Source organism: Isoptericola luteus (assembly GCF_020297055.1).
GTDB classification, from domain to species: Bacteria; Actinomycetota; Actinomycetes; order Actinomycetales; family Cellulomonadaceae; genus Isoptericola; species Isoptericola luteus.
In genome coordinates this window covers 185,581-199,242 of sequence record NZ_JAIXCQ010000003.1, presented here as the reverse complement: position 1 = coordinate 199,242, position 13,662 = coordinate 185,581, and the positions used below count along the sequence as shown (strand labels likewise).

Annotated in this window: 12 protein-coding genes; 4 read left to right on the top strand and 8 right to left on the bottom strand. The window is 74.2% G+C overall.

Annotation, left to right across the window (positions count from 1 at the left end; genetic code table 11):
- Positions 1-5 precede the first annotated feature (5 nt).
- The 3 genes from LEP48_RS05885 to LEP48_RS05875 form a co-directional block, all read right to left on the bottom strand.
- Positions 6-1,211, bottom strand: a complete 1,206-nt coding sequence (locus LEP48_RS05885; RefSeq protein ID WP_225564646.1) for an ABC transporter ATP-binding protein — start codon at positions 1,209-1,211, stop codon at positions 6-8.
- Positions 1,212-1,311: 100 nt separating this feature from the next.
- Entirely contained in the window at positions 1,312-2,262 is a 951-nt protein-coding gene (locus LEP48_RS05880) for a glycosyltransferase (RefSeq protein WP_225564645.1), read from the bottom strand.
- A complete protein-coding gene (locus LEP48_RS05875) occupies positions 2,255-3,151 on the bottom strand; it encodes a hypothetical protein (protein WP_225564644.1) in 897 nt (298 codons plus the stop codon). Before LEP48_RS05875 ends, LEP48_RS05880 begins: the two co-directional genes overlap by 8 nt.
- Before the next feature lie 191 nt (positions 3,152-3,342).
- On the opposite strand from LEP48_RS05875, the gene LEP48_RS05870 reads away from it, so the two are divergent.
- A complete protein-coding gene (locus tag LEP48_RS05870; RefSeq protein WP_225564643.1) occupies positions 3,343-3,939 on the top strand; it encodes an acyltransferase in 597 nt (198 codons plus the stop codon).
- A gap of 134 nt (positions 3,940-4,073) precedes the next feature.
- On the top strand, positions 4,074-7,400 hold the full coding sequence (locus LEP48_RS05865; protein WP_225564642.1) for a galactose-binding domain-containing protein: 3,327 nt from the start codon (positions 4,074-4,076) through the stop codon (positions 7,398-7,400).
- Here the strand turns inward: LEP48_RS05865 and LEP48_RS05860 are convergent.
- From LEP48_RS05860 to LEP48_RS05845, 4 genes are all read right to left on the bottom strand, one after another.
- On the bottom strand, positions 7,366-7,737 hold the full coding sequence (locus tag LEP48_RS05860; protein ID WP_225564641.1) for a hypothetical protein: 372 nt from the start codon (positions 7,735-7,737) through the stop codon (positions 7,366-7,368). The two genes, LEP48_RS05865 and LEP48_RS05860, sit on opposite strands and share 35 nt — an antisense overlap.
- Positions 7,734-8,168 (bottom strand): hypothetical protein, encoded by a 435-nt coding sequence (locus LEP48_RS05855; RefSeq protein ID WP_225564640.1) that lies wholly within the window; start codon positions 8,166-8,168, stop codon positions 7,734-7,736. The genes LEP48_RS05860 and LEP48_RS05855 overlap by 4 nt, the downstream gene beginning before the upstream one ends.
- Positions 8,165-9,154, bottom strand: coding sequence for a helix-turn-helix domain-containing protein (locus tag LEP48_RS05850; RefSeq protein WP_225564639.1), 990 nt, complete (start codon positions 9,152-9,154; stop codon positions 8,165-8,167). Before LEP48_RS05850 ends, LEP48_RS05855 begins: the two co-directional genes overlap by 4 nt.
- A gap of 127 nt (positions 9,155-9,281) precedes the next feature.
- Positions 9,282-10,337 (bottom strand): glycosyltransferase family 4 protein, encoded by a 1,056-nt coding sequence (locus LEP48_RS05845; protein ID WP_225564638.1) that lies wholly within the window; start codon positions 10,335-10,337, stop codon positions 9,282-9,284.
- Positions 10,338-10,512: 175 nt separating this feature from the next.
- Between LEP48_RS05845 and LEP48_RS05840 the strand changes: the two genes are divergently transcribed.
- Together LEP48_RS05840 and LEP48_RS05835 are read left to right on the top strand one after the other, a co-directional pair.
- On the top strand, positions 10,513-11,652 hold the full coding sequence (locus tag LEP48_RS05840; RefSeq protein ID WP_225564637.1) for a glycosyltransferase family 4 protein: 1,140 nt from the start codon (positions 10,513-10,515) through the stop codon (positions 11,650-11,652).
- Positions 11,653-11,733: 81 nt separating this feature from the next.
- Entirely contained in the window at positions 11,734-12,930 is a 1,197-nt protein-coding gene (locus tag LEP48_RS05835; protein ID WP_225564636.1) for a nucleotidyltransferase family protein, read from the top strand.
- Here LEP48_RS05835 and LEP48_RS18725 read toward each other — a convergent pair.
- Complete coding sequence (locus LEP48_RS18725) at positions 12,878-13,555, bottom strand: phosphatase PAP2 family protein (RefSeq protein ID WP_225564635.1); 678 nt, start codon at positions 13,553-13,555, stop codon at positions 12,878-12,880. The two genes, LEP48_RS05835 and LEP48_RS18725, sit on opposite strands and share 53 nt — an antisense overlap.
- Positions 13,556-13,662 lie beyond the last annotated feature (107 nt).

Here is a 13,662-nt window from a genome sequence, read left to right as displayed (position 1 = left end):
CCGGTTCAGCGCCTCTCGTACTCGAAGTCGGCCAGCACCTGGCCGTGCGTCAGCGCCTCGTCGGAGGTCACCGCCGGGTAGGGGGCCTTGGGCAGCACCTCGAACGCGCCCGCGCCCTCCCACGCGTCGAGGATCCCGGCCTTGCAGAGGTACAGGTCGTACGTGTACCGACCCGGCTTGAGCCACAGGTCCTTGATCCGCAGCGCGGCGCTCTGCGGCGTCGACGGGTCGAGCCACATGCCGACCAGCCGCGAGTCGCACTGCACGACGACGTTGCCGTCGGCGTCGTTGACGTGGCAGGAGACGAAGTAGCTGCCCACGACCTCGTCGTTCGCGTCGACGTCGAACTCCACGACCTTGTCGGCCGTGGGGTCCATCGTCTCCTCGGTGATCTGGGCCCGCGTGAACCGGAGCTCACCGGTGCCCGACCGCCGGGACGGGTCCTGCTGGGACGCCTGGAACGACGAGAACGTGCGGCGGTACTCCGCGAGGGCGTCCTCCACCGGCCCCTGGAACGTGACGGTGCCACGGTCGAGGAACAGGGCCGAGTCGCAGAGCGCGGACACCGTCTGCGCCTGGTGGCTCACGTACAGCACGGTGCGGCCCGACCGGGCGGCCTCGCGCATCTTCGCGATGGACTTCGCCTGGAACTCGGCGTCGCCGACGGCGAGCACCTCGTCGATCGCGAGGATCTCCGTCTCCAGGTGCGCGGCGACGGAGAACGCGAGCCGCACGTACATGCCGGACGAGTAGCGCTTCACGGGGGTGTCGAGGAAGCGATCGACCCCGGCGAAGTCGACGATCTCGTCGAACCGGCGCTGGATCTCCTTGCGCCGCATCCCCAGGAGCGTGCCGTTGAGGTAAACGTTCTCCCGCCCGGTGAGCTCGGGGTGGAACCCGGTGCCGACCTCGAGCAGGCTGCCGACGCGGCCGCCGAGCTCGATCCGCCCGGTGGACGGCGCGGTGATGCGGGTGAGCACCTTGAGCAGCGTGCTCTTGCCCGCGCCGTTGCGGCCGACGATGCCGACGGCCTCGCCCCAGCCGATCTGGAGGTCGATGTCCCGCAGGGCCTCGAACTCCTCGTACTCGGTGCGCTGCAGGGGGTGACGCAACCGCTGCAGCACCGCCTCGGTCGCCCGGTTGACGTGCTGCCCTGAGCGCGCGATGCGGTACGTCTTGCCGAGCCCGGAGACCCGGATGGCACCGTTCATTCGTTCGTCCCCCCCTTTGTTCAGGCCTCGTCACAGTAGACCGGGGCCACCGCGCCTCAGGACGGTCCGGAGCGCAATTCACCCGCCGCGGGGGCGGGCTTCACCCGCGGGTCCATCGACCCGCCCGCGCCTCGACCCAGCGGGGGGCGCGCCCGTACCGCCGGGTGGAGTGGGCCGCGATCCCCGCGACGACCATCGCGCCCTTGCGGGCGCCCTCGCGCCAGCCCTCGGCACGGGCGATCCGTACCGGCGAGGGCAGCACGCGGCGGCGCAGGAGCCGCAGCGTGCGGGTGCGCCCCCCGCCCACGAGCCGCGTGTACAGCAGGCTGTTGCGCGCGTAGTAGAACGCGCCGAGGTACGAGTACGCCCCGACGAACGAGGCCGACACGCTGTGCAGGACCGTGGCGCGCGGCTCCACCTCCAGCCGGGTGCCGAGCCGCCGCGCCCGCACGCTCCACTCGGAGTCCTCGAAGTTGAGGAAGAAGCGCTCGTCGAAGTCCCCGACCGTCGCCCACGTGGCGGCGCTCGCGGTGACGCAGCACCCGGCGAGGAGGTCGGTCGCGTAGGGGCCGTCGGGGTCGGTGCCGTGCAGTCGTGCGACGGCGTCGTCCGACAGGTGGTGGGGGAGCCCGTCCTCCGGGTCCAGGCCGCCCCCGGCGAACCACACGCGCACGCCGTCGCGGTAGCGGACCGCGGGGCTCACGGCCACCTGGCCGGCCAGCGCGCGGGCGACCAGCAGGTCGAGGGTGCCCGGCCGCACGACGGTGTCGTTGTTGAGCACCGTCACCACGTCGTAGCCGTGCTCCCGCGCCCAGCGCAGCCCGCTGTTCATACCGCCGGCGAACCCCAGGTTCGTCCCGTTCTGCAGGGTCGCCACCGTGGCGGGCCACCGGTCGCGCACGGCGTCCAGGACGCCGTCGTGGGACCCGTTGTCGACCACGAGCACGGTGTGCGCGGGCGAGCCCTCGACCAGCGAGGCGACGCACTCGAGGGTGTCCGCGCGTCCGCGGTAGTTCAGGACGACGACCAGGCTGCGCGGGTGCTCAGGCATCGGCCGGTCCCACGGTGGAGCTCGCGGGTGCGGGGGCCGGCTCGGTGTCCGCCACCGGTCGGCGCGCGAGGCGCGGCCACAGGCCGCGGGAGAACGGGTGGAAGTCGCGCAGCAGCCACCACGTGAGCGGTGCCGGCCACCAGACCGTCCAGTAGTAGCGGCCCAGCGAGGCGTCGGCGTGCCCCCACGAGCTCACCTTGGCGCGGATCTGTGCGGGCGTGCGCGCCCAGGAGTTGTGCACGATCGCCTGGTCGGGCCGCAGCGTCGCGAGCCGGGTCTCGCCCGGCTCAGCAGGCCGGTTGACCTGCAGCGACCGCTCGTCGCCGGCGACGACCATCCGCAGGAACGGCCCGACCGCCCGCCGGGCGTTGACGGTCGTGGACCCGGCGCGCACGGCGACGGGGCCCGGGTACTCGTACCGCGGGCCGCCGTCGGACGCGACCACCTCGAGGACCGTGCGCCCCGTGCGGCGGAACAGCACGCGCATCGGCAGCTCCACGATTCCGAGCCCGCGCTCCTCGGCCAGGTCGATCGCCTCGACGAGGGTGCTCGCCTCCGGGAGGAACTCGTCGTTGTCGATCTGCACGATCCAGTCGACGGAGCCCGACAGGGCGTCGAGCGCGGCCTGGCGCTGGGCGGTGTCGGCGGCGAGCGGGTCGGCCGGGTCGGTCCACGACCCCTCCACGACCCGCAGCAGGCCGCGGGTGTCCACCCGGCGCACGATCTCCAGGCACTCGGCGACCTGGATCGGCGTCCCGGTCCAGCCGCGGCCGTCCCGGGGGACGGGCACGACCAGGTCGTCGAGCAGGGGGTAGTACCGCGGCAGGGTCCGCTCGAGCCAGGTGGGATCGCCGGGCAGCACGTAGGCCCCGTAGGTGCGGTGGGTCACCACGCCAGTATCTGGGGGCACCGGTGCCCGCGACAGGAGGAAATCGCTCCGTCGACGGGTGAGATCGCGCGTCAGCGGGTGAATCGGTGCCCTGGGCTCCCCGGCTCGGTCGCCCTCGCCGTATCGTCGCGAGGAGCAACCCGTGGGATGACGGAGCACCGCCCCTCGGGTGCGGGATCGGCGAGAGGGACGTGGTGGTCGTGGTCCGGGACCGGGTCAAGGGTCTGGCGCCGCCGGCGCTGGTCGGGGCGGTGCGCTGGCGTCGCGACATGTGGCAGGACCTGCGCCTGCGGCTGCTCGCCGACGTCGGCCACGTGCCGTCGCACGCGGTCCGCGGGTTCTTCTACCGGCGCGCCGGGCTGACGCTGCCGCCGACGTCGAGCATCCACTGGCGCGCCGAGTTCTACGCGCCCGAGCGCATCGTCGTGGGCGAGCACTGCACGATCGGCGACTCGGCGTTCCTCGACGGACGGTCGGGCCTGGTGATCGGCGACGCGGTGAACCTCGGCAGCCACGTGAGCGTCTACACCCGGCAGCACGACGTCGACTCGCCCGACTTCGCGGAGGTCGGCGCGCCCGTCGAGATCGGTGACCACGCGTGGGTCGCGAGCCACGCGATCGTCCTGCCCGGGGTGACCGTCGGCGAGGGGGCGGTCGTGGCGGCGGGGGCCGTCGTGACCAAGGACGTGCCGCCGTTCGCGATGGTGGCGGGGAACCCCGCGAGGTTCGTCCGCGAGCGCAACCGGGACCTCACCTACCGTCTGGGCTACGCCAAGCGGTTCGTCTGACGGCGCCTGGCGGCCCGCGCGTCAGCGGGTGAATTGCCCCTCGGCGGCCCGGTTCACCCGGGCCGGCCCCCCGCGTTCCGGCGGATGCTCGCCACGATGGGAGGACCAGCCGTCGTCGAGCCGCGAGGTGCCCCATGAGCGAGCAGCAGACGGGTCGTGGGGTGCGCGCGCGGAGCGTGCGGACGGTTGTGGTGGCCGCGGTCGCCGGCGCCGCGGTGGTGGTCACCACGATGCTCGCGGTCTCGGGGGCCGTGCCGGGCGAGGTCGCGGGAGCGGACGGCGCCAACGCGCCGCTCGCCGCCGTCGGGGGCGTGGGCCCGGGGCCGACGGCGGTGTGCGGGTTCCCGGACGTCGGCCCGATCAGCGCGGACGGGCGGCAGGCCGAAGAGCTCGGTGGGCTCTCGGTGGTCGTGCCGGACGTCGCCCCGCCCGGCGACCGCCTGCTCGTGGACTTCGTGGTCCGGGACGGCACGGCGTACGTGCTCTCGTTCGACCGGGAGTCCACCTACCGCGTGGACCGCTACGACCTGGCCGACGGCTCGGACGACGGCGGGTTCGACGTCGAGCTGCGGCTGGTCGAGGGGGCGGAGTCGTTCGGGGTGGGGGACTTCGAGGTCGACGACGACGGGAACGTCTACCTGCTGGACACCCTCATGGGGCGGCGCGACCTGGTGCGGCTGGACCGCGACGGCGAGCAGGTCTGGACGGCGACGCTGCCGGAGTCGGACCAGACCGAGGGCCGGCTGCTGGACCTGTACGGCACCGTGCTGTGGCAGGAGCCGGGCGGCGAGCCGGTGATCGGGGTCCACGAGGGGCCGTCGGGACTCCACGAGGTCGCCGCCGACGGGACGGTCCAGCCGATGAGCGACGCGTTCCCGGGCGGGATCGTGGGGCAGACCGACGACGGATCCGTCGTGCTGGTCCACGACGAGGACGGCCCCGACGGGCACGCCGTCGACGTGGTGGGCCGCACGGTGGACGGGGCCGCCACGTTCGGCCTGGGCGCCACGAGCGGCGGTGGCGGGCTGGGCCACGGCGGCCAGCGCGCCCCGGGGGACGTCACCGCGGTGACCAGCGGCCCCGGGGGCCACGGGCTGCTTGTCGCCGAGAAGGGGACCGGGCTCGAGTGGTTCGACACCTCGGGCGTGCGTCTCGGCATCTGGCCGGCGGCGCGCGGCGACCTGGACCAGGACGTCACGTTCGAGGTCGAGGCCGGGGTCGTCCGGGCCGACGACGCCACGTACGTGCTGGCCGGCACGCAGGCGGGCACGTCCCTGGTGCGGATCTCGGACGACCGCCTCGCGTACCAGCTCCGTGCCCCGGTGAAGTACAACGCGGGCACCGAGTCGATGCTGTCGGGGATGGGCGTCGGGCTGGGGCTGGAGACCGGCGTCGAGCTCGGCTACTTCGCCGCCGGGACCGACCCGCACGTCGCGCTCTCGGTCGACGACGCGTGGTCGGCGTCGGCGGACCGGTACGCCGTGCGGTACCAGGTGCGCGGCGACCCGCGGGTGCGCGGGCCCGTCGTGACGGACTGGCGCGAGGTGCCGCTGCCGTCGCAGGGCGGGCAGGTGCCGCTCATGCTGCCCGATGCTCGCCCCGGGGTGTACGAGGTGGACGCGCACCTCGTGGACGCGGCCACGGGCGAGGCGCTGTCGGGGGACTGCCTGCGGTACACCGTCGGGGCCCAGGGCGTGGACCTCGGGTTCGACGCGATGGCCGACGGCGCGGGGTGGGGCGGCGCGAGCGCGCTGCGTGGCGTCCAGCTGGCTGCCGCGCTCGGCTTCGGCAGCCACCGCGTGCAGCTCGACTTCGCCAAGATCGTGCCGGACCCTGCCGCCGAGCCCGACGCGGCCGCGCTCGACTGGAGCTCGCTGCCCCACGCCGGGGTGCTCGCCGAGGACGGGACGGCGCCCGCCGACCCGTTCACGGAGCTGCGCGAGGCTGGGGAGCTGGCCCGGGAGCTCGGGGTGGTCCTGGTGGTGCAGGTCGGGTCCGGCGGCTCGGAGAAGACGGCCGTCGAGGCGGGGACGTGGGAGGGCTGGGTGCGCGAGATCGTCGCCGAGTTCGCGCGGTCCGCCCCCGAGATCACCGACTGGGAGCCGTGGAACGAGCCGAACGCCACCGGCTTCGACGACGGCGCCGACTACGTGCGCGACGTCGCCGTGCCCTTCGCCGCCGCGGCCCGCGCCGCCGACCCGGACGCGCGCGTCATCGGCGGCAACTCCCTGGGGTTCGCCCTCGACTGGTGGGAGCAGGCCGTCGCGGCGGGTGCGTGCGACACGATGGACGTCGTCGGCATCCACCCCTACACGGGCCTCAACCGGTCGTGGGAGGAGGAGGGGTTCTCCCTGCCCGGCCACGAGCTGGAGGCGCTGCGCGACACCCTCGCGGCGTGCGGGGACCTGCCGCTGTGGGACACGGAGACCGGCTGGTGGTCCGACGGCGTCGTGAACTTCTGGTCGGGCGGCTCCGACGTCGCGCGCAAGCTCCTGTGGTACCGGCTCGAGGGCATCGACGAGTGGACGTACTTCTTCTCCGAGGGCGGGTGGGGCGAGACCGGCAACTCGTGGTCGGCCGTGCAGCACGACGGCTACGTCAAGCCCCTCGGCGCGGCGGCCGCGGCCACCAGCGCGCTCCTCGACGGGTTCACCGAGCTGGAGCTGCGCGACCCTCCCGCCCCCGGCACGTACGCCGTCGACGGCACCGGACCGGACGGCACCCTGCTCGCCCTGTGGACGGACGACCTCGCCACCTCGCTGACGCTGGCGAGCCCGGACGGCGACGTCACCGTCGAGGTGGTGGACCAGTACGGGGACCGGCGCGCGCTCGACGTGCCCGCCGGCGGCGTCGAGGTCCCCGTGGGCGGGGCGCCCACGTTCGTCGTCGCGCCCGCAGGGACCTCTCTGACGGCCCGGGCGACGCGGGAGTTCGGGCCGGACCTCCTGGAGGGTCGGCCGGTCACCGCGACGTCCACGCACGAGGCCGACGGAGCGGCGGACGCGTCCGTCGTGACCTCCGGGACCTTCGACGTGCGCGACCCCTGGCACTCCGGCCTGCTCGCCGACGGGTCGACGGACGAGGCGCCCGCGCTGACCGTCGAGACGGACGGGCCGGTGGAGATCGACAGGATCGCGGTGGCCACGGCAGGCATCCGGTGCTGCACCGCGGGCCTGCGCGACTACACCGTGGAGGTGCGGGACGAGGCGGGCGACTGGTCCGTCGTCGCCGAGCAGGCCGCCCAGCTCTACGACCGGGTCGTGCTGTTCGACGTCGAGCCCGTCACGGCGACCGCCGTGCGGGTGTCCGTGCCGATGACCACCGAGCGCGACGTGCCGGTGCTGGCGCTCAACTACTCCGGCGTCCTGGGCGGGCCGCACCCGTCCTTCATGGACCTCGAGACCGCGAGCGACTACCAGGTCGCCATCAGCGCGATCCGGGCGTGGGGTCCCGTGGGCTGACACGCCATGGCCTGGAGACGTGCCGCGTGATCAGAGCGGCCATCCTCCGCCGGTCGAGATTGCCGGGAGCCCGGAAGTTCTTCCGGACGATTCCTTTGGCGAGCTCGTGAAGGATCTGCGCGGCGTCCTTTCGGAACCCGGCAAGGTTCTGCTCTTCGAGACGCCACGAGGTGTCCGGATGGGCGTCTCGGATCTCCAGCAGCGAATGCAGGTCAGCAAGGTCGTTCTCGAAGTAGCGTCCCCTCCAGCTGTGCGCCTTGAGGGCGACCGCGGCTTCCACGTCGGGGATACGGGCTGAGTACTCGATGGTTCGGCCGTCCCTGGGCTCGGCAGTCACGGCCAGGGCAAGGCCTGGTGAAGCCAGAACGAAGGGAGTGTGTCGACCTGCCCGACGCCGGGCACGTCCTGAGGCCGGATGCCCTGCGAACTCCCGTGCCTGGCGAGCAACAGGTTGATCTCGACGCGTTGATCGGTGTCCAGCACTTTGGAAAAGACGTTGCCGCCCTCCTGCTCGGAGTCCTGTGCGATCAACTGGTCGCGGATGGGTCCGATGACCTCGACGTCGCCGACGGCTGCGTCGGCATCCAGGGTGGAGCGCAGCGTGGCATTGCGCGTCGGGTAAACCTGCAACAGGAGCCGGACCATGTGGCCGCCGACGATCCGGTATTCATGATCGCCCGTCGCCTTCGCGACTGCCTGCTGCCCGAGATAGCCCAGGGAATCAGCGTTGCTCAGCGCGTGGACATGGATCTCGGTCGCATCGTTCATCGCTTCCCCTGCGCAACGAGGAGGGCGAGCTGCTCGGCGGCCGGCCCGCTGTCGAGATCCGTGCTTTCCGCCACGTCCCAGTAGATGATCGCCGCATCAGCCAGTCGCACCTCCCCGTGCGTCGACGGTGTCACAGCAGGGGGGTCTGCAAGTCGCCAGATGCTCGGGTCGCGCGGGACGCAGGTGACAAGCGTCGCGTCGTCGACCGGTGCAGGGACGAATCCCTCCTCGGCGAGGTCGACGGGGCCGTCGACATAGATCCTTCCCTGGGTCGGGAGCTTCCACGGCGCGAGCAGGTCAGCCGCGACATCTCCGCTCACCAACGGCCTGACGTCGAGGAGGGTTGCCGCTCGGACGGCGCTGATGACCTGATCGGTGACGGGATCCAGGCTGTACCACCCGAACTCCTGGCCCCCGGGGCCCGCGTATTCGTCGCGCCAGTGCTCCAGCAGGCCGGCCCGATCCGTGACGATGAGTCCGTCGCCGTGATCGGCGACCAGACCCGCGAGATGGCGGGCGGCGTTGGAGACGGACTGCTGGCTGGTGCCGAGGACGCTCGCGATAAGCGACTGGCGCGCTGGCTCCGCAGCAAGCAGAAGATAGCGCTCGACCGCCCAGCGCGTCCAGGCCGGTCGTTTCGTCGCCGGTCTGGCTTGCTGCAGGTCGGGGTCTTCCTCCGCCGTATAGGTGACACCGGCGTGGACGAGCCTGGCGGGGCTTGCGGTGAGGATGTCGATCTGTCCTTTCACCGCGCGCTGCAACACCCTCTCGGTGACGGACTCGCCGACGGCGAGGATCCTTCGTCCGGCCCGTTGGTGAGCGACGAGGTGGCGTGTTGCGTGGGCGTCGAGGCGCGGTACCGGTGATGGCAGCGAGACCTCGAAAGACGCGCCGTCGGGTGCACGAAGCAACCAGGAGTCAGGTGAGGCTCCTTCGGCGATGGTGAAGTCGAGCTCCCGCAAGAGATCCACCACGTCAACGGCCATCGGCCCTCCAACAACTCTCGTCCCGTCTGACGGGCTTTCGCTTGTTGGACAATCTAGAACCGTGCTGGTACAAGGGCCAGCCCTGAAATCGCCGATCCCCCGGCGATGGTCGTGTCACCGGAACTGTTCACTGGCGGCCGTCGAGCACGGCACGCCACAGGCGGGCGTGCGCGGCGGCCGTCGCGTCCCAGGTGAAGCGTGCGGCGCGTTCGCGGCCGCGCGCGACGAGGAGGTCCACCTCGGCGCCGCCGGTGAGCACGTGCTCGAGGCCCTCCGCGATCGAGGGGCCGTCGGGCTCCACGAGCACCGCGGCGTCCCCGCACACCTCGGGCAGCGACGACCGGGCCGCCGCGACCACCGGCGTCCCGACGGCGAGGCCCTCCAGGGCTGGGAGGCCGAACCCCTCGTACACGGACGGCACCACGACGGCGGACGCCGCGGCGAGCAGGCCCGCGACGTCCTCGTCCGGGACGCGCCCGACGCGGACCGCGCCGTCGAGGGGGCCGAAGAGCCGGTCGCGCCGCGGCGACGGCGGCCCGGCGAGCACCAGCGACACGTCGGGGAAGCGGGAGCGCACCTTGGGCCACGCGGCGGCCAGCGCTTCGAGGTTCTTCCGCGTCGAGGAGCCGCCGGCGTGCAGCACGTACGGGCCCTCGACCCCCAGCTCGCGCAGCCGTTCCGCCGTCGCCGGGCGGGCACCCAGCAGGCGCTCGTCCACACCGTTGTGGATGACGTGCACGTGCTCCAGGCCCAGGCGCTCGGCGACGTCGTCCGCCGCGAACTGCGACACCGAGACCACCGCCCGCGCCCGCCGCAGCTCCGCCGCGGCGAACGTCTCGGGCCGGGACTCGTCCGGGAACCGCCACGCCACCGTGTCGTGCACGGTCACGATCTCCGGCACGCGGGCCGGCGGCAGGGACAGGCCCATCCGGTGCACCACGTCGGCGCCGCGGTACATGGCGGCGCCCACGACCCGGCGCAGCCCCGTGGGGGCGTCGTGCAGCAGCCGGTGCGGCAGGCGCGCCGTCCCCGGCAGCGGTGAGCGCAGCGACCGCGTGACCGAGCGGGTCACCTCGACGTCGCCGCCCAGTGCGCCCGCGGCCCGGGCCGCGACCTCGCGCTCGTACACCTGCTGACCCATCGGCGTGCCCACGGCGACCGTCGCCAGCGTCAGTCGTGCCATGCTGCTCCGTCCGTCGTGCGGTCCCACCGTGGTGCCCGGTCGTCCGGCCATTCTGACCCGGCGGCCCGCCACGGCCAGGGCGAGCGGCGGGTGAACCGGGCGGACTTCACCCGGCGGGTCCGCCGCCGGGCTACGTATGATCTGCGGGCCGTGCACCGGTCAGGAGGGGGGCTGCATGGTCCGCGTCGCGCTCGTGACGAGCAGCTTCCTGCCGCGCTTCGGCGGGGTCGAGGAGCACGTGCTCCACGTGGCCCGCGACCTGCGCCGCCGCGGGCACCACGTGGTCGTGTGGGCCGTCGACCAGGGGGACGAGACGCCCGACGAGGTCGACGGCATCGGGCTGCGCTACCTCCCGTGCCCGATGCCGGCGCGCGACCTCGGCGCGCTCGCCCGGTTCGCCGCCGGTGCCCCGGGCGCCCTGCGCGCCTGGCGGGCCGCCGCGCGCGCGGACCGGCCCGACGTCGTGCACGTGCACTGCTACGGGCCCAACGGGCCCTGGGCGGACCTGGCCGCCCGGCGCGCGGGTGTGCCGCTCGTGCTCAGCTCGCACGGCGAGACGTTCGCCGACGCGCACGGCGTCTTCGACCGCTCGCGGCTGCTCGCGTCCGCGCTGCGGCGCTCGCTGCGCCGCGCCGCCGCCGTGACCGGGCCGTCGCGGTACACCCTCGACGACCTGGTGCGCCGCTTCGGTCTCACGCCGGGGGGCGGCGTCGTCGTGCCCAACGGCATCGACCCCGCGGAACCGGCCGCCCCGCGGCCCGCCTGGCTGCCCGGGCGCTACGTGCTCGCCGTGGGCCGCATGGTGGGGGTCAAGGGGTTCGACCTGCTCGTCGACGCGTACGCGCACGCCGACCCCGGCGGGGTCTCGCTCGTGATCGCCGGCGACGGCCCCGACCGCGAGGGCCTGCGCCGTCGTGCCGACGAGCTCGGCCTGCGCGAGCGGGTCGTGCTGCCGGGGCGGCTCTCCCGCCCCGAGGTGGTGACCGCGATGCGGTCCGCCGCGCTCGTCGTCGTGCCGAGCCGTGTCGAGTCGTTCGGCATCGTCGTGCTGGAGGCCTGGCGCGCCGGGGTGCCCGTCGTCGCGACCACCCGCGGCGGCCCGCCGGAGTTCGTCGCCGACGGCGAGAACGGCCTGCTCGTCGACCCGGCGGACACGCCGGCACTTGCCGCCGCGATCTGCCGGGTGCTCGATGACGACGCCCTCGCCCGTCGCCTGGGCGAGACCGGCGGGCAGGCCGTCGGGGCCTACACCTGGCGAGCCGTCGGCGACCGCTACGCGAAGCTCTACGGGGCAGCGGGCGTCCCCGCCCGGTGACGCCGCCCCGGCCGGGTGACGCCAGGGTGAAAACCCGCGCGACGGCGGTCGGCCGTCCACGGGACGGGGCATGCTCGTCCCATGTCCCTGCGCGCTCCCACCCGTGCCGGCCGCGCCACGGCCCCCCTCGGGCTGCGTCCGCTCGCGCGCCTGCTGGTGGACGCCGCGGCGGGCCGGCCGCACGACGCCCCGGACGAGCTGTTCGCCGAGGACCTGGGCCGGGTCCTCGCCGCCGGGGTGCTGCACCGGGTCACCCCGGCGATGGCGAGGTCGCTCGCGGCGGCGGACGCGCCGGACCCCTGGCTCGCCGGGCTCGGCGCCGCACGCCACGCGCAGACCCTGCGTCACCTGCGCGCCGTCGAGGACCTCAAGGTCACCGGTGCCGCGCTCGACGCGGCCGGCATCCCGTGGGCGGTGGCCAAGGGACCCGTCCTGGCCTCCGTCGTCTGGCCCTCGCCCGACATGCGCGAGTACTACGACCTGGACCTCTTCGTGGACGCCGCGCGGTTCGAGGAGGCGATCCGGGTGGTGCTGTCCACCGGCGGCGAGCAGCTCGACCGCAACTGGCCCGAGCTCCGCAGGAGCATGCGCGCCGAGATCGCCATGACGGCGCGGCACGGCACCCACCTGGACCTGCACTGGCACGTCGCGGTGCCCGAGCGGCTGCGCCGTCAGTTCCCGGTGGACATGGCCGGGATGCTGCGCCGGGCGCGTCCCGTGACGATCGCGCCAGGGGTCACGATGCCGACGTTCGACCCTGTGGACACCGTGCACCACGTCGCGTTCCACGCGGCCCAGGACGGCGCGAACCGGCTCATGTGGCTCGCCGACGTCCGCTACGCCGTCCAGGACCCGGGGTTCGACTGGGACGAGCTCGCGCGCCGTGCCGCGGCCGCCCGGACGACCGTCCCGGTCGCCCTCGTCCTGGACCGCGCGGTGCGGACGGTCGGGCTCGAGCTGCCGCACGGCACGTCGTTCGACCGCGCGCGCCGCGGAGCCTGGGGCTCGCTCGCCCGACGGCGGGACCGCGACCACCCGTTCCCCGGGCTGCCGGGGGACGACCGGCTCGGCGGGAACGTCTACGGCGCGGCACGGCCCGGCACCGCGGCCAGCGCCGCCTGCCTCCTCGCGTACACGCTGCGTGCTCGCCGCGTCGGGCGGCAGCACCGTGCGCGCGGCACCGACGGGAGCCCCGAGCGGCCGCTGCAGCGCGACGTCGCGGACGTCACCGCCCGGGCGGAGTACTTCGCCCGGCTCGCCCCGGGCCCGGGCGGCTGAGCTCCGCGGTCGCCTCGAGCGGTCGCACCACCCAGAGCACCGCGCAGCACACCGCGACCACCACGAACGGGGCGCCGACCACGTCCACGGGCAGGTGGGCGTGCACGACGACGGACGCCAGCGCCGTCGCGCCCGCCACGCCGCCGCCCACCACTGCGGGGAGCCGACGGTCGGGCGACGGCCACATCAGGACGCACGCGACCGCGAGCGACAGCGCGGCCGCGACGTGGCCGCTGGGGAAGCCGTTCTCGGCGAAGGTGTCGAGGCCGTAGGCGGGGCGCGGCAGCAGGTCGCGCACGGTCCAGGTCGCCAGCACCGACAGCAGCACCACGAGCACGCTCGCGACCACGGCGCGCACGCGGCCGCGGCGCAGGGCGAGCACCGTGAGCACCGCTGCGGCGACCAGCAGCACCTGCGGGGCGTACGGCCGCACGACGCCGGCCACGGGTCCCAGCACGGGCCCGGTCCGCAGGACGGCGAGGTAGACGCCGTGGTCGATCCGCTGGCCCGTCTCCCAGACGACCAGCCCGAGGTACAGGACGGCGACGGCGGCCACGCTGCCGGCGGCCACCAGCGCCCAGTGCGCGCCGCGGTAGTGGACCGAGCGAGGCCATGCAGCGTGCACGAGGGCCTCCTTCGCCTCCGAGGGTCCGTGGCTCGATGATGACCGTTCGTGCGCCACGCCGTCGAGCGCGCGTGGGCCGTGCGGCGACTTTCACCCGCCGGTGGCGC

Excerpts from the sequence above, each read along its gene's own strand:
- LEP48_RS05885 (WP_225564646.1), bottom strand. The coding sequence starts at position 1,211 with ATGAACGGTGCCATCCGGGTCTCCGGGCTCGGCAAGACGTACCGCATC.
- LEP48_RS05880 (WP_225564645.1), bottom strand. The coding sequence starts at position 2,262 with ATGCCTGAGCACCCGCGCAGCCTGGTCGTCGTCCTGAACTACCGCGGA.
- LEP48_RS05865 (WP_225564642.1), top strand. The coding sequence starts at position 4,074 with ATGAGCGAGCAGCAGACGGGTCGTGGGGTGCGCGCGCGGAGCGTGCGG.
- LEP48_RS05855 (WP_225564640.1), bottom strand. The coding sequence starts at position 8,168 with ATGAACGATGCGACCGAGATCCATGTCCACGCGCTGAGCAACGCTGAT.
- LEP48_RS05850 (WP_225564639.1), bottom strand. The coding sequence starts at position 9,154 with ATGGCCGTTGACGTGGTGGATCTCTTGCGGGAGCTCGACTTCACCATC.
- LEP48_RS05845 (WP_225564638.1), bottom strand. The coding sequence starts at position 10,337 with ATGGCACGACTGACGCTGGCGACGGTCGCCGTGGGCACGCCGATGGGT.
- LEP48_RS05840 (WP_225564637.1), top strand. The coding sequence starts at position 10,513 with ATGGTCCGCGTCGCGCTCGTGACGAGCAGCTTCCTGCCGCGCTTCGGC.
- LEP48_RS05835 (WP_225564636.1), top strand. The coding sequence starts at position 11,734 with ATGTCCCTGCGCGCTCCCACCCGTGCCGGCCGCGCCACGGCCCCCCTC.